At 65.4% G+C, this 20687-nt stretch carries 16 protein-coding genes; 14 read left to right on the top strand and 2 right to left on the bottom strand.

The window, feature by feature from the left end; genetic code table 11:
• From FV228_RS05405 to FV228_RS05340, 14 genes are all read left to right on the top strand, one after another.
• Positions 1-804 (top strand): acyl-CoA dehydrogenase family protein (locus tag FV228_RS05405; RefSeq protein ID WP_147853651.1); only part of this gene is annotated, 804 nt, incomplete at its 5' end.
• A gap of 16 nt (positions 805-820) precedes the next feature.
• Positions 821-2068 carry a CoA transferase gene (locus FV228_RS05400; protein ID WP_246693836.1) on the top strand — a complete coding sequence of 416 codons (1248 nt, stop codon included), beginning with the start codon at positions 821-823 and terminating at the stop codon, positions 2066-2068.
• Positions 2065-2868: an enoyl-CoA hydratase-related protein gene (locus FV228_RS05395; protein WP_147853649.1), complete on the top strand. Its 804-nt coding sequence runs from the start codon at positions 2065-2067 to the stop codon at positions 2866-2868. Before FV228_RS05400 ends, FV228_RS05395 begins: the two co-directional genes overlap by 4 nt.
• A gap of 205 nt (positions 2869-3073) precedes the next feature.
• Positions 3074-3889, top strand: a complete 816-nt coding sequence (locus FV228_RS05390) for a class II aldolase/adducin family protein (RefSeq protein WP_147853648.1) — start codon at positions 3074-3076, stop codon at positions 3887-3889.
• Between the two features lie 147 nt (positions 3890-4036).
• The gene (locus tag FV228_RS05385; RefSeq protein WP_147853647.1) at positions 4037-5329 is read left to right on the top strand and encodes an MFS transporter; all 1293 of its coding nucleotides are present in this window, start codon (positions 4037-4039) and stop codon (positions 5327-5329) included.
• 83 nt (positions 5330-5412) lie between these two features.
• Positions 5413-6279 (top strand): SMP-30/gluconolactonase/LRE family protein, encoded by an 867-nt coding sequence (locus tag FV228_RS05380; RefSeq protein WP_246692020.1) that lies wholly within the window; start codon positions 5413-5415, stop codon positions 6277-6279.
• 213 nt (positions 6280-6492) lie between these two features.
• Positions 6493-7038, top strand: coding sequence for a carboxymuconolactone decarboxylase family protein (locus FV228_RS05375; protein ID WP_147853645.1), 546 nt, complete (start codon positions 6493-6495; stop codon positions 7036-7038).
• A 1194-nt stretch (positions 7039-8232) separates the two neighbouring features.
• On the top strand, positions 8233-9243 hold the full coding sequence (locus FV228_RS05370; protein WP_147853652.1) for a TRAP transporter substrate-binding protein: 1011 nt from the start codon (positions 8233-8235) through the stop codon (positions 9241-9243).
• 146 nt (positions 9244-9389) lie between these two features.
• A complete protein-coding gene (locus FV228_RS05365; RefSeq protein ID WP_147853644.1) occupies positions 9390-10061 on the top strand; it encodes a GntR family transcriptional regulator in 672 nt (223 codons plus the stop codon).
• Entirely contained in the window at positions 10058-11266 is a 1209-nt protein-coding gene (locus FV228_RS05360) for a CoA transferase (RefSeq protein WP_147853643.1), read from the top strand. Before FV228_RS05365 ends, FV228_RS05360 begins: the two co-directional genes overlap by 4 nt.
• A 47-nt stretch (positions 11267-11313) precedes the next feature.
• Positions 11314-12477: an iron-containing alcohol dehydrogenase gene (locus FV228_RS05355; RefSeq protein WP_147853642.1), complete on the top strand. Its 1164-nt coding sequence runs from the start codon at positions 11314-11316 to the stop codon at positions 12475-12477.
• Between the two features lie 2 nt (positions 12478-12479).
• The gene (locus tag FV228_RS05350) at positions 12480-13406 is read left to right on the top strand and encodes a hydroxymethylglutaryl-CoA lyase (RefSeq protein WP_147853641.1); all 927 of its coding nucleotides are present in this window, start codon (positions 12480-12482) and stop codon (positions 13404-13406) included.
• Between the two features lie 39 nt (positions 13407-13445).
• On the top strand, positions 13446-14948 hold the full coding sequence (locus FV228_RS05345; RefSeq protein ID WP_147853640.1) for an aldehyde dehydrogenase: 1503 nt from the start codon (positions 13446-13448) through the stop codon (positions 14946-14948).
• A gap of 111 nt (positions 14949-15059) precedes the next feature.
• Positions 15060-16937, top strand: a complete 1878-nt coding sequence (locus FV228_RS05340) for a TRAP transporter large permease subunit (protein ID WP_147853639.1) — start codon at positions 15060-15062, stop codon at positions 16935-16937.
• Between the two features lie 145 nt (positions 16938-17082).
• Here FV228_RS05340 and FV228_RS05335 read toward each other — a convergent pair whose 3' ends face one another.
• Complete coding sequence (locus FV228_RS05335; RefSeq protein WP_147853638.1) at positions 17083-18405, bottom strand: MFS transporter; 1323 nt, start codon at positions 18403-18405, stop codon at positions 17083-17085.
• A 556-nt stretch (positions 18406-18961) separates the two neighbouring features.
• Positions 18962-20161, bottom strand: a complete 1200-nt coding sequence (locus FV228_RS05330) for a tyrosine-type recombinase/integrase (RefSeq protein WP_147853637.1) — start codon at positions 20159-20161, stop codon at positions 18962-18964.
• Positions 20162-20687: the final 526 nt, after the last annotated feature.

Genomic DNA, 20687 nt, shown 5'->3' with positions numbered 1-20687 from the left:
GGCGGCGGCGCGCCGGAGGGCGCCCTCACCTTGGTCCCAGCCGGCAGCCCCGTTCGAATCACGCGGCGGGCCGACGGTTTCGTCCTCGACGGGCGGGCGGCGCAGGTGCCCTGGGGCGGTTCGGTCGCGGCCCTGCTCGTGGATGCGATCGACGGCGCAGGCGTCCGCCACCTCGTGCGGATCACGGCGCCGGGCACGGTTCGTGATACGCGCCACAACCTCGCGGGTGAGCCGCGCGACGCCCTCGACCTCACAGGCTGTACCGCCGCCATCGACGAGGTACGGACAGCGCCGGACTGGGCCGCCGAGGTTGGTGTCGGCTCGGTGGAGGCAGCCGGCGCCTGGGTGCGCGCGCAGCAGTTGGTGGGCGCGATGGAGACCTGCCTCGCCTCCGCCCTCGATCACGCCCGCGAGCGGCAGCAATTCGGGCGGCCGCTCGCCAAGTTTCAGGCGATCCAGCACATGCTGGCCGAGGCCGCGGGCCACGTCGCGGCGGCGACTGCATCGGCTGATCTCGCTGCCGCGTGCTGGGGAGATGCGCGCTTCGTCCTCGCCACCGCGATCGCTAAAGCGCGCTGCGGCGAGGCGGCGGGCCACGTCGCCGCGATCTGTCATCAGATCCACGGGGCGATGGGTTTCACCCAGGAGCACCCGCTGCACCGCGCGACGCGGCGGCTGTGGTCTTGGCGAGACGAGTTCGGCTCCGACGCTCTGTGGCAGGAACGGATCGGGCGCGCGGTCTGCGCGGGCGGAGGCACCGCTCTCTGGCCAATGCTGGTCCGGCTGCGGGCCGGTGCCGGCTAACATGGGAGATCGCCGCGTGCTGGATCATTCCGCCGAGACGAAAAAGGCCGGTCCCCTGGCGGGCGTGCGGATCGTGGATCTCACCAGCGTCATCATGGGACCGTCGGCCACGCACATTCTGGCCGATCTCGGCGCCGACGTGATCAAGATCGAGACGCCGGAGGGCGATTCCTTCCGTCACTACCGGCCGGCCCGCAACGCTGGGATGGGCGGCAACTTCCTGCACCTCAACCGCAACAAGCGCAGCGTCCGCCTGGACCTGAAGCGGCCCGAGGCGCGGGCGGCCCTCGACCGGCTGATCGTGACGGCGGACGTCTTCGTGCACTCGATGCGCCCGGACGCGATCCTGCGCCTGGGCTACGGCTACGAGCGAGTCCGCGCGCTCAAGCCCGAGATCATCTTCTGCGGGGCCTACGGGTTCGGGGCTGACGGCCCCTATGCCCACAAGGCAGCCTACGACGACCTGATCCAGGCGGGCTCCGGCCTCGCCGCCCTCCAGACCGCCGCCACCGGTGAGCCCGGCTACCTGCCGACCGTGCTGTGCGACAAGATCGCCGGCCAGGCTATTGCCTGTGCGATCCTGGCGGCCCTCTACGAGCGTCGGGCCGGCGGCGTCGGGCAGGCGGTCGAGGTGCCGATGTTCGAGACGATGGTCGAGTTCAACTTCGTCGAGCACATGGTCGGCTTCGCCTTCGAGCCGCCACTTGGGCCGCCGGGCTTCAACCGGGTGCTCAGCCCGAAGCGCAAGCCCTACCGCACCCAGGACGGCTATGCCTGCATCCTGCCCTACTCCGACCGGAACTGGCGCGACTTCTTCATCCACACCGGCCGGCTCGAATTCGTGGACGACCCGCGCTTCACCCCGCTCGCCGTGCGGGTGGAGAACATCGAAGTCCTGTACGCGCTGGTGGAGGAAGAGGCTCCGCGCAGGACCACCGCCGCTTGGGTGACGTTCTGCGATTCGGTGAGCATCCCGTGCATGCCCGTCCTCGGGTTGGAGGAACTGCCGGACGACGCGCACCTGAAAGCGGTGGGCTTCTTCGGGGCCGCCGAGCATCCGAGCGAGGGGCGCTACCGCACCATGCGCCGACCGGTTTCGTTCAGTGGCAGCGACTTCGCGATTCGCCGGCACGCCCCCCGGCTCGGCGAGCACACCGCCGAGGTTCTGGCCGAGGCGGGCCTCGACCCGGCCGAGATCGCTGCCCTCACCGGGGCGGCCGCCCCGCCGGACCCGTCCACGCAATCCGAGGAGACCGCCCGATGACGCTTGAGGCCGAGACACGCGGTGCGGGCGGAGACCTGCTGTTCTCCGTCGCGGAGGGTGTGGCGACCATCACGCTGAACCGGCCCGAGCGGAAGAACGCCTTCACCTTCCCGATGATCGAGGCCTGGACGGCGGCTCTGCAGCGCTGCCGCACGGACGATGCCGTCCGCGTCGTCGTCGTGACCGGCGCGGGCCCGGCTTTCTGCAGCGGTGGCGACATCGTCGAGATGGGCGAGCGCCTCGACCAGCCGCCTCAGCGGCGCAAGGACGAACTCTACGGCCGAATCCAGCGCATCCCGCTGGCGCTCGAGGACCTCGACAAGCCGGTCATCGCCGCTCTGAACGGCGTGGCCACCGGGGCGGGCCTCGACCTCGCGCTGATGTGCGACCTGCGCTACGCCGCGAAAAGCGCCCGCTTCGCCGAGACCTACGTCCGTGTCGGTCTGGTGCCCGGGGCCGGTGGCGCTCACTTCCTGCCCCGCCTCGTCGGCACCGCGAAGGCGCTGGAGCTGTTCTTCACCGGCGATTTCGTCGATGCGGAGGAAGCGCTCCGGATCGGCCTCGTCAACGGCGTTCACGACGATGTGGCCCTGATGCCGGCGGTCGGGGCGCTGGCGCGTCGGATCGCCAAGGCGCCACCGCTCACGCTGAGCCTGATCAAGCGCGCAGTCTATCAGGGGATGCGCAACGACCTGCGCACCAACCTCGACCTGATCTCCTCGCACTATGCGGTGATCACCGCGACGCCCGAGCATCGGGATGCGGTGCAGGCGTTCATCGGCGGGCGCAGCAAGCCTTGAAATGAAGGGCGCCCACTTGAGTGCTGGGGGGCTTCCGGTTGGGTTAACCCGCCCCCGTACGTGATGTGGGGAAGAGGACGTCCCAGGAACGAAAGCAGCAGAAGCAAAACAGCATCGGCATTGTGTCAGCCAGTTCCATTTTTTGATTAGACTGATCGCGAAAGATAATATCAAATACCATTCGAACGATTAAAGGACTCGACAAATGAATGTTGCAGCCAAGCGGTCGGTGTACGAACCTGACCAAGCCGGTCTGGCTTTCCCCCGCTACCCCGTGTTCGATGATGCCGCGCAGGAGCGAAGGCACCGCAAGGTTCGGTTGGCGGCCGCCTGTAGGCTTTTTGCTGATCTGGGCTACGAATATGGATTCGCCGGCCACATCACCGTCCGCGACCCGGAGGATCCGAACCTCTACTGGACGAATCCGTTCGCCATGGAATTCGGGGCGGTCAAGGCGTCGGACCTCCTCCTCGTCGACCACGACGGCCGAGTCATCGAGGGCGCGCGTGCGGTGAACCGCGCCGGCTTCGTCCTGCACGCCGCCATCCACGAGGCGCACCCCGGCATCCTGGCATCGTGCCACTGCCACACGATCAACGGCATGGCTTGGGCCGCCCTGGGCCGGCGACTGGATCCGATCACTCAGACGGCCTGCGGCTTCTACGGTGATGGGCAGGCCCTGATCACCGAGGAAGCTGGCGCCGTGGTGGTGGAGCGCGGGGCCGGCCACAGCGTCGCCGCCGCGTTCGGACGCGACACCAAGGTCGCCATTCACCAGAACCACGGCCTGTTCAGCGCCGGCCAGGAGAGCATCGAGGAGGCCGTTTGGTGGTTCGTGGCCGCCGAGCGGGCCTGCGAGATTCAACTTAAGGCCGAGGCGACGGGCCACCCCCTGAAGCTCGTTCCCGAAGCCAACGCGGCGCACTCCGCCAAACACCTCGCCACTCCGTTCATGGCGTGGCTTCATGCCCAGCCGATGTTCGACCGCACTTTGCGCCAGCATCCGGACTTGATCGACTGATCGATTGCTGCACACCGCGGCGCGCGCATCTATGCCGAGCAACAATACGGCGCGGATCAAGAGCTCGCGGTGCCGGGAATGATTACGGCATCCTATGTCTTCAATTGTAATATAAAATAATCATACCGACTGCATCGGGAGGTGCGAATGGGCAAGCGCCGTTATCTGCTGTATATTGGCATTTTCTTGCTTGTCGTCTTTAATTATGTGGACCGGGTCGCGTTGTCGGTCGCGGCGCCGGCGATCGCGGCTGAATACAATCTGAGTCCGGTGCAGGTCGGTTACCTGTTCTCAGCTTATCTCTGGACGTATGTCGTCTGCTTGATCCCATGCGGATTTCTGACCGATCGCTACGGGGCGAAGGTGGTCAACGGTGTCGGTGTGCTCGTGTGGTCCGGCGCGACGATTCTCACAGGGCTCGCGTCCGGCTTCGTCAGCCTTCTCGGCTCGCGCATGCTGATGGGCGCGGCGGAAGCGTCCACCTATCCAGCGGGCGGTCGCGTGTTGCGGGATTGGGCGCCGCGATCCGAGTTCGGTCTGGCGGCCACGATGCTCAACAGCGGCGGCTACGCGGGGCCTGCGTTCGGGACCTTGCTGCTCGGGTGGGTGGTGTCTGTCCACGGCTGGCGGTGGGGGTTCTATACGGCCGGCTTGCTGGGCTTGGTTTGGCTGGTCGGTTGGCTGGTCTGGTATCGCGGGCCGGAGACGGCGACCTTTGTCGGCGAGGACGAGCGCGCCTTCATCCTGCAGGCGCGTGATTCCGGGGCGAAATCAGGTGGCTCGGCGGAAGGGTTCGGCGTGCTGTTGCGCTCGCGCAGTATGATCGCCGTCGCCGTCACGCAGGGTTGCGCCGTCTACACGCAGATCGTGTTCCTGACCTGGCTTCCGAGCTATCTCGCCAACGTCAAACACATGTCGATCGTGAAATCGGGCCTGTTCACGGCGTTCCCGTACTTCGCGGCAACGGTCTTGGCGTGGGTCCTCGCCCATCTGAGCGATCGTGCGCTGGCCGCGGAGGGCGGCTCCAGCACGGGGCGGCGGCGGCGCATCGTCGTCGTGTCGATGCTCAGCGCGGCCGTGATCCTGGCGGCACCGTTCGTCGACAGCACGCCGATGATCCTGGGCCTGATCACCATCTCGCTGACTGGCTTGGCGACGGGCATCTCGCTCAATATCGCCCTGGCCGCCGATCTGCTGCGGTCGCCGGCTAGTGCTGGCAAGGCCATGGCGATCCAGATCACCGGCGGGAACATGTTCGGCCTCATCGCGCCGATCGCCACGGGCTACATCATCGCGGCGACGGGTAGCTACGACCTCGCCTTCGTGGCCGGTGGCGTGCTGCTGGTGACCGGGGCCGTGATCACGCTGACCCTGACGCACGCCCCGATCGGTGGCGACCTCCCCGCGCCAGCGGTCGTCCCCGCGCTGCGCCGCGCTTAAACTCTTAGACGGAGGTCACGATGTACGCAGCCCCGCCTATCTGCCCAACGAGAGTCTTCGCCACCTACCCCGAGGCGTGGCGGGTGGCCACGGCGGAGAACGAGTGGATCCGCACGCAGCCGGGGCGCATGCCGACCGGATCGTTCCTGGAGGGGCCGTCCTTCGACCTTGACGGCAATCTCTGGTGTGTCGACATCCCGAACGGACGCATCTTGTGCGTGGCGCCGGACGGCGGTTTCACCATCGCGGCCGAGTACGATGGTTGGCCGAACGGCCTCAAGATCCACCGTGACGGCCGGATATTCATCGCCGACTACAAGAACGGCATCATGGTCGTCGACCCGGATACCGGCACGGTCCAGCCGTTCCTCCTGCGGGTCGGGCCCGAGCGGTTCCGGGGCGTCAACGATCTCTTCTTCTCTCGCGATGGCGATCTCTACTTCACCGATCAGGGCCTAACCGGCTGGCAGGACCCGGGCGGACGCCTCTTCCGCGTTCGGGCGGACGGGGTCGTGACCTGCATCCTGGACGGCATCCCAAGCCCGAACGGCCTCGTCATGAACCTCACTGAGGACACGGTGTACCTGGCGGTTACGCGGGCCAACGCGGTCTGGCGGATCCCGCTGATGCGGGACGGGACGGCCGCCAAGGTGGGCACCTTCATCCAGATGTCGGGCGGGGCCGGGCCGGACGGGCTCGCCCTCGACGCGGAGGGTCGCATCGCCGTCGCCCATGCCGGGAAGGGCGCCGTCTGGCTGTTCGACGCCACGGGGGAGCCGGTGCTGCGCATAACCTCTTGCGCCGGCCTGCACACTACCAACGTGGCGTTCGGCGGCGCGGATGGACGAGCACTGTTCATCACTGAGTCTGGCTCAGGCGTCATTCTACGGGCTGACCTGCAGACGCCCGGGCACACTATGTTCTCGCACACGCACGAGAGCGAGGTGTGATCGTTGGCCCTGTGCGCCGCACGGGTGGAGCTGAGGTCTGCAGACCAGCCGGCCAGTCCCAATCGAAACACCCGGGATCGCCACGGCCGAGGATAATCCGTGAGGCTCGCACGGGGCGTCGTCCCGCCGCCGAACGCCGCCAAGACGCGCGGCAGATCCTTATCGGCCTTCGCCTCGCCGCGATCCCCGCGTCACCCCACGGAGTGGATACAGATGGCCCACCTCCCCTATGCGGATCCGAATCGACCGGAAACGGCCGAACTCGTCGCTCGCATCACCGCCCAACGCGGCGGGGTGCTGCACCTCTACGCCATGCTGCTGCACAGCCCGTCGGTAGCCGACGGCTGGCTGCATTTCCTCAGCGCGATCCGCCAGCGCTGCGTCGTGCCGGGGGCCCTGCGCGAGCTCGTGATCCTACAGGTCGCCCACCTCAACGGGGCACCCTACGAGGCCGAGCAGCATATCCCGATCGCGCTGCGCGAAGGGGTGCACCAAGCGCAGGTCGACGCCCTCCCCGACTGGACGGCATCAGACGTGTTCGAGCCGGCGCAGCGCGCGGCCCTGGCTTACTGCGATGCGATGACCCGAACCATCCACGTGCCGGCTGACGTGTTCGCAGACCTGCGCACCCACTTCGACCCGCGGACGATCGTCGAGCTCACCGCGACGGTCGGGGCCTACAACATGGTCTCTCGCTTCCTCGAAGCGCTCGGCATCAGCTCCGCCGACGACATGCGTGCGGGGCGGGCTGACCGATGACAGACCCCTTCTCCCTCGACGGCAAGGTCGCGCTCATCACCGGCTGCGGCTCGCAGTAGCCCTGGTGGAGCAATGCTAAGGCCACGGCCGTGACCTTAGCCCGGCGCGGCGCGAGGGTCGCCACACGCAACCGGTCCGACGCGATCCGCATCTGTCTGAACGGTGCCCCAGATCGGGCGGCGTTGACCTGGGCGCTGCATCGCTTGTCGGGAATATTTACCTGGCCGAGCGTTGTGTGCACGGGAGGACGAACGCTTCGCTGAGATGTTCGATGATGTGCCGGCCAAACGGGGCTGAACCTCGGCCGACCGATACTCTGCATGGATGGAGCGTCGGTCCGACGTAGACTTGAGAGCCCTGCGCTTCATGCTGCGAGCGAATCGCACCGTCCGCGATTGTCGTCGACGTCCGCTTCCGAGCTATTGTGATGGCCCATTAAGCGTCCGGCATGGGCGCATTGCCGAAGGTCCGGTCTTGTAAGCGATGGCGCCCCGGCGTGACGTAGTTTGGCCGAAAGCAGCATGTCTGCTTCGGTGCAGGACCGTCGGAAAAGCAGACAGCCTCCTGCCGACCCAACACGGCGGTTCGACATCCCTCGATAATGCTCTGCAGCAGATAAAACGGCCGGTGCGTGTGATCAGGCAGCCAAGCTCGCGAACGCGAGGGACTGTTGCACGAACATGCCTGTCGTCACCCCGTCCGCCATCGCCCAACTCACACTGTGCGGGGCACGCGCAGTGTCCCCCGCGCCATGGAAATTCAACACCGTCGTCATCTTGGCGGCGTCAACGTGAATGAGGCGTGAGGTAGAGTACGTCGATCGCCACCGTTCTTCCATCCGTTAGATGCGCGCTCGAAAGCGCCTCGTCCGGGCCCGAGAGCGCTGTCAACGCGGCAGGCTCGATCTTGGCGCCTTGCGGGGCGAAACGAGCGCACGTTGCTTCATCGGGCATGAAAACTCTGTTTTTGAAGATTGACGAAGCTCCCGCGATCGGAATACCGTCTGGTATCCCAAGCAGGATGCCTTCGATCGAGGCGTCCCACGCCCCCAAGATAAGCGGATGGGCTCGCGGCGCGCCACGCCTCCAGCCCTCAGCTGATTGCCGACGATCAGATCCAGCTTAGCTGCATTCAATCTCGTGCACTGCCAGCCGCCAAATAAAACGATCGGGAGGAATTAACGTGACGACAAAGATGATAAACACTTCGTCGAGGCGACGGGTTCTATCCGGGCTCGCGGCACTTCCACTCGTATCGATCGGCTCGTTGCGCGCCAAGAGCGCCGAGTTCGTGTTGAAGTACGCGACTGGTCAGGACCCGACCCATCCGGTCAACCTGCGCGCCGCCGAGGCGATCACCCGAATCCGCGAGGCGACTGGCGGCCGTGTCGAGATCAACCTGTTTCCGGCCAATCAGCTCGGCTCGGATACGGATCTCATCTCGCAGGCACGTAGCGGCGGTGTCGAGATCCTCAACATCTCCTCATCCATACTCGCGACTCTAGTTCCGTCTTGTGGAGCGCTGAACACCGGATTTGCCTTTCCCGACTACGATCATGTCTGGAAGGCAATGGACGGGGCTTTCGGCGATCACGTCCGCGCGCAGATCGTCAAGTCCGGCCTGTTCGTTACCGACAAGATCTGGAACAATGGATTCAGGCAGGTCAGCTCGTCCACGCGGAAGATCACCAGCCCGGATAGTATCAAGGGCTTCAAGATCCGCGTGCCTGTGGCACCGATGCTGACCTCTCTGTTCCAGTCGCTCGGTGCCAGCCCGACACCGATTAACTTTAACGAAGTTTACTCCGCTCTTCAGACGAAGATCGTCGAGGGGCAAGAGAACGCACTCCCCTTAATTTATACGACGAAGCTCTATGAAGTGCAGAACAGCATCTCAATGACGGATCACGTCTGGGACGGATTCTGGGTTGTTGGCAATCGCCGCACCTTCGCTGGCTTACCCGCGAACCTCCGCGACATCGTCGTGAAGGAGATCGACCGGTCGGCAATTGAGCAGCGGCAGGACGTCGCCAAGCTCAGCGATACCCTGCGCGCGGACCTGCAGACCAAGGGCATTACGTTCGTGGATGTCGACCGTGCAGCGTTCCGAGACACACTCGGCAAAAGCAGCTTCTATAAGAACTGGCAGGCCAAGTACGGCGACGAAATTTGGAACAAACTTCAGGACGTCGTCGGTCCTTTGTAAAGGTCTCGCCCAGGCGAAAACCCTGATAGAGACCTTGGTTGAAGACAGCATCACATTAGCTACGTCTCCGCCCGCCAGTTAGCCCCCAGACCTCAGTTCACTGCGGCGGCGTGATGTGTCTGCCGTAATTTCAAGGAAATGAAGTCATGTCGCAGATGACTGCAATCTACGAGCAGCTGCGAGATTCCATCCTATCGCTAAAGATGGCGCCGGGTGAGCGGTTCAGCGAGCGGTCTCTAGAGAGCCGCTTCTCCGGCTCGCGCACCCCGATCCGAGCAGCACTCGCGCGGCTCGAGACCGATGGGCTCGTCGCCCGCGAGGACCGAAGCTGGATCGTGACGCCGATCTCGCTCGACGAACTTGAGCAGGCCATCGAGTTCCGGCAGGTCATTGAGGTGGAGGTGGTGAGACTTGCCTGCGAGCGGGCGCGGGCGGCTGACATCGCGGTGATCGAGGAGATCCTCGCCTCCTGCCGGGGAGACGATTCCCGCGCGGCCTGGCACCGCGTCGGCTCCGACTTCCACGTCGAACTCGCGAGATTAACAAACAACTGCTTCTACATCCGCGCTGTCGAGGACCTGATGATCCGCCTGTCGCGTGCGCGGTGGCTGGAAGTCTGGACGGTGGAGGGCCGCGACAGGTCCTGGGACGAGCATCATGCCATCCTAACCTTCATCCGCGAGTCCCGTGTCGACGAGGCCGTCGCTGCGATCGCGAGCCACATCGACGGCGTCCGGTCCCGCAACATCGGCAGCAAACTCACGGATGCCCCCTCTCATCTCGTGCGCGGGTTCTCTGTCGTTGGAAAAGCATCATGACTGCAATTCCGAAATCCGGCGCGCTCAGCGGCCTCCGCGTCGTCGAGCTGGGCTCGTTTATCGCCGGCCCGTTCTGCGGCCAGCTCCTCGCCGATCTCGGGGCCGACGTCGTCAAGATCGAGCCGCCCCAGACGGGCGACGTGATGCGCCAGTGGGGCGCCGTGCAGCTCGACGGTAAGTCGCTGTGGTGGCCGGTCATCGCTCGCAATAAGCGCAGCCTGACCCTCGACCTGCGCACCGAACGAGGCCAGGAGATCGCGCATGCGCTCCTCGCGGAAGCCGACATCTTGGTCGAGAACTTCCGTCCCGGCACGCTGGAAAAATGGGGGCTCGGCCCGGACGACCTGTGGACAGCCAATCCCGGCCTGATCATAACCCGGGTCTCCGGCTTTGGGCAGACTGGGCCCTACAGCCGCGACGTCGGTTTCGGAGCGATCGCCGAGGCGATGGGAGGCTTGCGCGCACTCGCCGGCTTCCCAGACCGGCCCCCACCCCGCGCTGGGCTGTCGATCGGCGACTCGCTCGCGGGCGTCTTCGCTGCTCTAGGCACGTTGGCCGCGCTCGAGGCGCGCCACCAGACCGGCAAGGGGCAGGTGGTAGATGTCGGCATCACGGATGCCGTGCTGGCGGTCCAAGAGAGCGTCCTGTCGGAATACAGCGCGACTGGTGCGCTGCGCCAGCGGACCGGGACACGGTTGCCGGGCATTGCTCCCTCGAACCTCTATCCGACGCGCGATGGGCAGTGGGTGATCATCGGCGGGAACGGGGATGCGATCTTTCGGCGCCTGGCAGACGTCATGGGCAATCCTGAGCTCGCCACCAACCCGCGCTACGCGACGCACCGCGCCCGCGGCGCCCATCAGGAGGAACTGGACGACCTCGTCGCAGCGTGGACGCGGGAGCTGCCGCTAGACGAACTCCTCCCCCTCCTCAAGCAGGCTGCCGTGCCGGCCGGACCGATTAACGATGCCGCTGGTATCGTCGAGGACCCGCATTTCCGCGCACGCGGCGCGGTCGTTGAGGTCGAGAGCGAAGAGTACGGTCGCCTCACGATGCAGGGCGTGACGCCGCGGCTCTCAGAGACCCCCGGTGCAGTGCAGTGGGCTGGGCCCTCCCTTGGGTGCCACACGCACGAGGTCCTATCCGAACGGCTCGGCCTGAATACGGACGAGATCGCCCAGCTCAGGGCCGACGGCGTGATCTGATCCCACAATAACACCAACGCCTAATTCTCAGCAACGAAAGCACGCCCGTGTCAGACATTGCGATCTTTACTGCCATACAGAGACTGGTGCATGGAAACGGCGCCCTGAACCACCTCGCCGACGAGGTGGACCGCTTCGGCCAACGCAAGATCCTCCTGGTCACCGATCCTGGCCTCGTAAAGGCCGGCATCGCCGGACGCGCGCTCGACCTGCTGGCGGGACGCGAGGTCGAAGTCTTCTCCGACGTAGAGCCCGATCCGAGCATCGAGACGGTTATTGCCTGTGCCGATCGCGTTAGAGCGCTCGGATGCGACTTGATCGTCGGCTTAGGCGGCGGCAGCGCCATTGACACTGCGAAATGCGCCTCGGTCATGGCTACCAATCCGGGCAAGGTAGAGGATTATCTCGGCATCGACAAAGTCGCGGCTCCGGGCGTGCCGAAGATCATCATCCCGACGACCGCCGGTACGGGCAGCGAGGTGACGAACGTCGCCGTCCTCAGCCTGAAGGCGCAGAATACCAAGAAGGGCATCGTCAGCCGCTACCTGCTCGCCGACACGGCGCTACTCGACCCCGAGCTGACGCTCGGCCTCCCGGCTTCGGTTACCGCCGCGACCGGCATGGATGCCCTAACGCACGCGATCGAGGCCTATGTCTCGCGCTTCGCCCAGCCGATGACCGACGACTTCGCACTGAAGGCGATCCGCCTGATCGGTGAGAACCTGCGGACGGCCGTTCACAACGGCCAGAACATCGGCGCGCGTGATGCGATGCTAACGGCGAGCCTCTATGCGGGATACGCCTTCGGCAGCGCGGCAACCGGGATGGTGCACGGCCTGGCGATGCCGCTGGGCGGACAGTTCAACATTCCTCACGGCATCGCCAACGCCGTTCTTCTTCCCCACGTCATGCGCTGGAACCTCGTCGCGAATCTGCCGCGCTACCGCGACATCGCCGTGGCGCTCGGCGAGACGGTGACCCATCTCTCAGTCCGCGAAGGTGCCGAGCGGGCCGTCGCGGCGGTCGAGGCCCTGTCACGCGACGTCGGCATCCCTGTATATCTCGACGATCTCGCAGTTCCGCGCAGCGCCATGGACGCGCTCGCCCGCGACGGCCTGACAAATTTTCGGCAGGTCCGTCCGAACCCCCGCGACGTCACCTACGAGGGCCTGATGGACATTCTCGACCGCGCTTTCCGGTTGGAGGCGTGAGGATGCAGCTGCCCGCGTTCGCTCACATTACCGAGGTCGGTCCTCGCGACGGCCTCCAGAACGAAACACGCTTCATGCCGACTGAGGAGAAGATCAGGCTTATTGTGCAGTTGGCTGCGTCCGGCCTCCGCGAGATCGAGGTAACCTCGTTCACCCATCCGTCATGGATCCCGAACCTCGCCGATGCCGAGGAGGTCGTACGGGCGACCCGCCATCTGCCGGTTAGCGCCTACGCGCTTATCCCCAACAAGCGCGGTATGGAGCGCGCGCAGCGCGCTGGCCTCGCCGGCATGACCTTCGTCTTTTCAGCGACGGATAGCCATAACCGTCGAAACCTCAATCGCTCGACCGAGGAGTCACTGAAGGAGATCCTCGACCTGCACGCGGCGGCGGGAGCGGACGGATTGTTGCGGCGGATCTCGCTATCGACGGTTTTCGGCTGCCCCTTTGACGGCGAGGTGCCGGAGGAGCGCATCCACGCCATCGTGGCTCGGCTGGTTAAGGGCGGGTGTGAGCGGATTGGCCTGTGCGACACGATCGGCGTCGCCAACCCAATGCAGGTCGACCGGCTGGCGCGGGAGCTGATCGCGCGTTTCCCGAGCATCGTGTTCGAGCTTCACCTTCATAACACCCGCGACTGCGCCCTGGCCAACATTCTGGCCGGGCTCCAGGCCGGCATCATCCACTTCGACACCGCCATCGGCGGCCTCGGCGGCTGTCCCTACGCGCCCGGCGCGACCGGCAACGTCGCGACCGAGGACGTCGTGTCGATGCTGGAGGCGATGGGCGTGAGCACCGGGATCGATCAGTCGCGCCTCGTGGCAAGCGATCGCCACCTCGCGCAATGGCGCGGCACTCCCCTCGACAGCGCGGTCTGGCGCGTCACCCAGCGATGCGCCTCACCCGAGAGCGCAACCCCAGGCGCCTGACATCCGCGCCGTCGATCCCCCCACCACAGAGTGACCCTTATGCCCCTTTCGCTCTCGCACGGTACGCGCAACGTCTACGCGAACTTCATCGCCGGCCGCGACGCCTCGGCCACGGATGGGCGAACATTCCAGTCGTACAATCCGACGACCGGCCAGGTTTGGGGCACGTTCGCCGATTCCTCGGCCGCCGACGTCGATGCCGCCGTCGGCGCGGCTGCTTCCGCCCTGGATGGCCCCTGGGGGCGCCTGTCGCCCACTCGCCGCGGGCGCCTGATGATGAAGTGGGGCGACAAGATAGCGGAGCATGCCGAGCGCATCGCCGCCCTCGAGACGGAACAGAACGGCAAACTCTACGCTGAGATGCACACTCAGGCTCGTCTCGTGCAGGACTGGTTATATTATTTCGGGGGGCTGGCGGACAAGGTCGAGGGAACCGTCATCCCGCTCGATCGTACGAGCGTGTTCAACTATACACTGCGCGAACCGCTTGGCGTCGTCGCCGTCATCGTGCCTTGGAATTCCCCGACCTTCCTGACGATCATGGCCCTTTCGCCGATTCTGGCGGCGGGCAACACTGTCGTCATCAAACCCTCCGAGGTCACCTCCGCCTCTGCCATCGAACTCGCGCGCCTAGCCGAGGAGGCTGGCATTCCCCCTGGCGTGATCAACGTGGTGACGGGACTGCGGGGAGCGGGCGAGGCCCTGGTCGACCATCCCAAGGTGGCGAAGATCAACTTCACGGGCGGCGACGCGGGCGGTCGTGCTATCGCGACGGCGGCCGGCAAGCGGCTGGTTAGCACTGTGCTCGAGCTGGGCGGCAAGAGCCCGAACATCGTCTTCGCGGATGCCGATCTTGATCGGGCTGAGGCCGGCGTGCTCGCGGGCATCTTCGCGGCGGCGGGGCAGACCTGCGTTGCTGGATCGCGAGCCTACATCCAGCGCCCAATCTACGAGCGCTTCGTAGACAGGCTCGTCGCCCGGGCTGGCCGCATCGTCCTGGGCGATCCCATGAATCCGGCCACCCAGATGGGGCCGGTGGCAACGGCAGCGCAGCTCGCGAAGGACGAAACGATGGTGCGGCGCGCCCTGGCCGACGGCGCCGAGATCCTAGTCGGCGGCGAGCGCGCATCCGTACCGGAATTCCCCGACGGTTACTTCTTCTCGCCAACCATCCTGCATAACCTCTCGACTGGGAACTGCCTATTGCGAGAGGAAGTTTTCGGGCCGGTCCTCGGTGTGATCCCCTTCGACGATGAGAGCGAGGTGGTGTCGGCGGCGAACGACACGCCGTTCGGGCTCGCGGCCGGCGTCTGGACGCGGGATCTCACTCGAGCCCATACAATGGCCCGCACGCTCCAAGCGGGTACGGTGTGGATCAACACCTACCGGGCGATGGCCTTCAACTCTCCGTTTGGCGGTTACAAGGACAGCGGCCTCGGCCGGCAGAATGGCATCCACGCGATCGACCAGTACCTCCAGACCAAGAGCGTCTGGTGCGAACTGAGCAGCGAGATCCAGGATCCTTTCGTTATCAAAGTCTGAGCCGACTATTAGCTCTGCATTCCTCGACCGCGAACAACAAACGCCGACTGACCTGATCAGATCCGGTCGTCCAGATGCTGTGTTGGAGAGAGCGGCCTTAGGGGGGACGACATGCAACTCGAACTCGCGGACGAGACGCCTGCCTTGCCGGCGGCGTCGGCCAAGCGCGCTTGGGCGCGCACGCTCGACCGAGCCCTCGGCCCGCTGATCGAGATCCCGGCTGCCCTCTTGGTGGTGGCCGAGGTAGTGGTGATGCTCACCGGCGTTGTCAGCCGCTACGTCTTCCACGATCCGCTGATCTGGTCGGACGAACTGGCGGGCATCCTGTTCCTGTGGCTGGCGATGCTGGGCGCCGTGGTGGCGTTCCGCCGGGCCGAGCACATGCGCATGACTGCCCTGGTGGCCATGGCCGGGCCCCGGCTGCGGACCTTCCTCGAGACCTTGGCGCTGGTGGCTGGGCTCGTCTTCGTCGTCCTCGTTCTGCACCCGGCCTACGAGTTCGCCTCCGAGGAGATCTTCGTCCAGACACCGGCGCTCGAACTGAACAACGCCTGGCGCGCCGCCGCCCTGCCGATCGGCTTCGCCCTGATGCTGGCGATCGCAGTGATCCGCCTGCTCCAGACCGCCGATTGGAAGATGACACTGGCCGCGCTCGCCACCGGGGCGGGGCTGGCCGCTGGGCTCGTGGCGCTCCAGCCGGTGCTGGCGACACTAGGCAACCTCAACCTTCTGGTGTTTTTCGTGCTGGGCGTGGGGATGCTGGTCTTCTCTGGTGTGCCGATCGCCTTCGCCTTTGGACTCGCCACCTTCGGCTACATCGCGCTCACCACCAACGCCCCCTCGATGGTGGTGGTAGGGCGCATGGACGAGGGCATGAGCCACCTGATCCTGCTTGCAGTGCCGCTGTTCGTGTTCCTCGGCCTGCTGATCGAGATGACCGGCATGGCCCGGGCGATGGTCGGATTCCTGGCCTCCCTGCTCGGTCACGTCCGCGGCGGCCTGCACTTCGTGCTGGTGGGGGCGATGTACCTCGTGTCGGGTATCTCTGGCTCGAAGGCCGCTGACATGGCGGCGGTCGCGCCCGTGCTGTTTCCCGAGATGAAGGCGCGGGGCGCCAAGGAGGGCGACCTCGTGGCCCTGCTGGCGGCCACGGGCGCGCAGACTGAAACGATCCCGCCCTCAATCGTGCTGATCACCATCGGCTCAGTGACGGGGGTGTCGATCACCGCTCTGTTCACCGGGGGCCTGGTGCCGGGCCTCGTGCTGGCGGTGACGCTGTGCGGGCTGGTGTGGTGGCGCTACCGGGGCGAGGACCTGAGCCATGTGGCGCGGCCCTCGGGGCGTGTGATCGGCCGGTCGTTCCTCGTGGCGGTGCCGGCGCTCGCCCTGCCCTTCGTGATCCGCTACGCGGTGGTGGAGGGCATCGCCACGGCCACCGAGGTCTCGACCATCGGCATCGTCTACGCGGTCTTGGCGGGGTTGCTGATCTACCGGCAGTTCCCGGTGGGGCGGCTCTACCCGATGCTGGTGACAACGGCGGCGTTGTCGGGCGCGATCCTGCTGATCATCGGGGCGGCCACGGGCATGGCCTGGGCGCTGACGCAGTCGGGCTTCTCGCAGACGCTGGCGGTGGTGATGACGAGCCTGCCCGGCGGGCCGCTGGGCTTCCTGCTGGTCTCGGCGGTGGCGTTCATCATCCTCGGCTCGGTGCTGGAGGGCATCCCGGCGATCGTGCTGTTCGGGCCGCTGCTGTTCCCGATCGCGCGGAGCGTGGGCGTGCACGAGGTGCACTACGCGATGGTGGTGATCCTGGCGATGGGGGTGGGCTTGTTCGCGCCGCCCTTCGGGGTGGGCTACTACGCCGCCTGCGCGATCAGCCGGATCCACCCCGATGCGGGCATGCGGCCGATCGTCGGCTACATCGTCGCCCTGCTGATCGGCCTGATGGCCATCATCCTCGTGCCCTGGTTCTCAATCGGGTTCCTCTAAACCGTTGCTGGTGAGAGAACGCTTGCCCTTCAAATCCAATTTATGATGATGACCAGCTCGAACTGGTCGTGCCCGCTTCAGTGGTGAAAGATCGTGACGTGGTCGGTCCCCAGCCCCTCACGCCGCATCAGCCGCTGCTTCCGTGTCACTCGAGAGGCATCCGTCTGGTCTCGAGATCGATCGTCACCGTGAGGGCGGCGGCAAGCGCGAGCAACGCGGCGAACACCGCAAGCGCGAGGCTGAAACTGCTCGCGATCAGGGGGGCAAAAACGGTCGGTGAGAGAAGGCCGCCCAGTCGCGCCATGGCGCCAGCGCTGCCCATGCCTGTTGCGCGCAGCTCCGTGGGAAAGAGCTCGGGTGTGAAGGCGTAGAGTGCCCCCCAAGTGCCGAGCAGCGCAAAGCTCATCAAGAGCGTCGCCGTCGCCAGAAGATTGACCGACGATCCGAGTCCGAATGCGAAGCAGCCGATCGCGCTAAGAAGCAGAAAGGCGACGAGGGTTGGTCGCCGCCCCCATCGCTCCACCCCATATGCGGCGAGCGCGTAGCCTGGCACCTGCGCGAGCGCGACCAGCACGAGAAACGCCTCGCCGCGCAGGAAGCCGAAGCCTTGTCCTGCCAGTCGTACCGGCAGCCAAACGAACACGCCGTAGTACGAGGCCGACACGAGCAGCCAGACGGCGAGGATCAGCGCCGAACGCCGGCGCAAGTCAGGCCGGAAGATCGATGGCGCGGATCCCGGTGTCGCGTCCGGTTGCACGGCCAGCGACAAGTCCGCTGCGATGCCGGCATGTCCATTGGCTCGTGCGACCTGCGCGAGGACGACATTCGCTTCCGCGATGCGGCCGCGACGGAAAAGAAACAGCGGCGATTCAGGGATCAAGAGGCGCAGCACGAGACCGATCAGGGCCGGCGCGGCGGTCACCGCGAACACGATCCGCCACGCATCGTCTGGTCGCGAGCCTTGTGCCGCGAGCGAAGTGAGTGCGAGCACGACGGTGCCGACTGCCCAGAAGCCCTCCAGCGCCACCAGCCATCGGCCTCGTCGATCGGCGGGCAGGAACTCGGCCATCATCGCGTAGTCCACGGGAAGCGTGCCACCGACCCCGAGGCCGGTCAGGAACCGTAGGGCGATCAACCAGCCGAAGCTGGGTGCGAAGGCGGATGCGAGACCGAAGGTTGCGTCGATCAACACGGACGCGATCAGGACGGGTCGGCGCCCGAAACGGTCGGCAAGGCGTCCAAACAGGAAAGCGCCGACCAGCATGCCGAGAAAGAGGGCGCTCCCCGCTTGCAGCGCCTGCTGCACGGGAATGGCGAAGGTGACAGCGATAGAGGTGGCCGTGAAGCCGATCGCGAGCACCTGCATCGCGTCCGCGGCCCACACGAGGCCGAACACCGCGAAAAGCCGCTTCTGGAAGGCACCCACGCCGGCTGAGTTGAGCGCCGCGTCGTATGAGGCTATGGTCATTCCCACTTTCCACGCAGCAGAACGCCACTCGCTCGGCCGGACGGAGTCATCCGTAAACGGCTTGCGAGCCGACGAGCCGTGCCTGTAGCACTGATGCGTGGGATAGAGGGATGTCAGCGCTGGCGGTCGAAAAAGAGCGCTCAGACGGCTGAAATGGGCGCAAAGCAGAACGTCCGCTTTCAACAATGATGCGGATCGGCATCAAAATCCTCAATCACGCTCCCACGCGAGCAATGCTCGAGTTTGTCCTATAGCGTTGTGTAAGCAAGCGTGGCGTTCAGTAAACCAACGTCTGCCTTGGAGCGGCTGAGGGCGTCCAAGAAATTGCGAAGATCCTCCGAAACCAAACGTGAGGTTGGGGGCACCCCCAGTCTTTCCCGGACGCGCAGAAAAATCCAGTTTTAGAGGCTGGAAAACGGGGCCGGACGATTTAGCAATGCATCGTTAAGGAAGAGGACGATCCAGATTCTAATCGCTTGCCACCGCGATTTCTCGCCGAAATGAATTGCATGTTAGAGCAGTCGGGATCCGAGGCTCCCAATCTGATTTTTTAAGCTCAAGCCGCGTCAGAGAACAAACGAGGTGCGCCGTTCGCGATAAACTCTCGCCGCTTCGCGGCCAGCACCTTGGCGTAGGTGGTCTCGATCATCCTCACGCTCGTTCCGCAGTTCTCCGCGACTACGTTCAGCGGTATCCCCGCCTCGATAGCACGTGAGATGTACGAGTGTCGCAACGCGTAGAACGTGCCAGACGGATCAAGCTTCGCAGCCAGTAGCGCTCGCTTCATCGGCCGCACTTGGTGACTTGCACCCCACGCGTCTCCGTCAGCGCGCGGCAGAAGCGGCGCGTCTTTCTCACGCCCGCCAACCAGCCGTGCGAAGAACGTCGTTGCTTCGGGCTGTAGTATGATAATGCGAGCTCCTGTCTTACCTCGCGGCACGTAAAGAGTTGCGTCCTCCGCATCGAAGTGCCGGACTTGACAGGCTGCAAGCTCCCCGTAGCGCGCGCCTGTCAGGAATCCTGCCGTCAGCAGGTCACGAAAACCGGCGTCTTCACATCCATCGAGTAGGCGCAGCACCTCCGTGGGCGTGAAGTGCACCTCGCGAGGCCGGCCGACTCGTTGGAACGGTCGAACGAGCCGCCAGGCGCTATCGTTCGTCAAACCATTCGTCGGATCCCCCACCGCGTGGTTGAGCATCGCCTTGACGATGCTGAGCACCCGGTTAGCGGTGTCCTGGCTGCGGCGGCATTGCTCAGCGTCGCCGCCCGTCCGCACTAAGCAATCGCGCCATGCTTCGAGCTGGCGGCGTGTGAGATCCTCGATCCGGCTCGAGCCAAAGCGTGGCAGAAAGAGCCGTTCCAAGCGCAGACGAGCATCGTAGGCCGTGCGCCGGTTCCGGGCTTCAAGGCTCGCTAGGTAGGTTCGAGCGGCGATCTCGACGGTGAGTAGCGCCTGCTGCGCCCCCTCCCCTTTCTCGCCGCCTGCCAAGGTTTTTGCGAGCTGCTGTGCCTCCCAGAAGGTGAGCACGCTTTGACCGTTGCTCTCACTGAAGTCGTCGGCCAGCCCGATCCGCTTAGTCCAGGAGCCGCCCTTTCCGTCGGCTACCCGCAGTACCCAAGTTCCAGCGGTCTCATTACGGCGGTAGCCGAGCGAAACTCCCGGCGCGATGCGGGCGAAAACGGGCTTTTTGGCTACCTGCAGACGCAACCGACTGGTTCGAGTTTCGAGCTTCGGTGCGCGCGCGTTGCGAGCCATGGTGTCCCGTCAGTGTCCCGTCGACGTGGTTGGATGATGGCACGCCGGATTGGACAAGCCAACACCAAAATCCGAGATAAAACATTCTGCATCAATGGCTTATCTGGACGAGATTGGACTGGTTTGGACGATCGACTTCGCACTTTCACGGCGAAAACACGGGTTCGATTCCCGTAGGGCGCGCCACTTCCTCACAGAGCGAAAACCCGGCACGGCTCCGACGAGCCTTGAGCCGGCGATGATCGCCACCGGCTTGGCCCTGCCTCCGATCTGTGGATCGCGTCCGCCTCCGACCTCCCCCGGTCGCCGCATCCGCGCGCCGAACAGGCTTGGCCATACTCTCGACGTAATAGCCGCGCTTCCAGGCGGACAGGCATTGCCAAGCTCAGTCGAGCCGGGCGCGCGATTGGTATAGGCCGTGGGCGTGACCGTATCGGGCCGCGGCTCATGGGAAGTCCGGGATCATGATCATGGACGGTCGGGGCGCCGAGGGCGGCGACGGGGATGCGGTCGGCCTGCGCGGGGG

Source organism: Methylobacterium sp. WL18, assembly GCF_008040015.1.
GTDB lineage: Bacteria > Pseudomonadota > Alphaproteobacteria > Rhizobiales > Beijerinckiaceae > Methylobacterium > Methylobacterium mesophilicum.
Note: the sequence above shows the minus strand (reverse complement) of the source record. Positions and strands in the feature narration are given on the sequence as shown.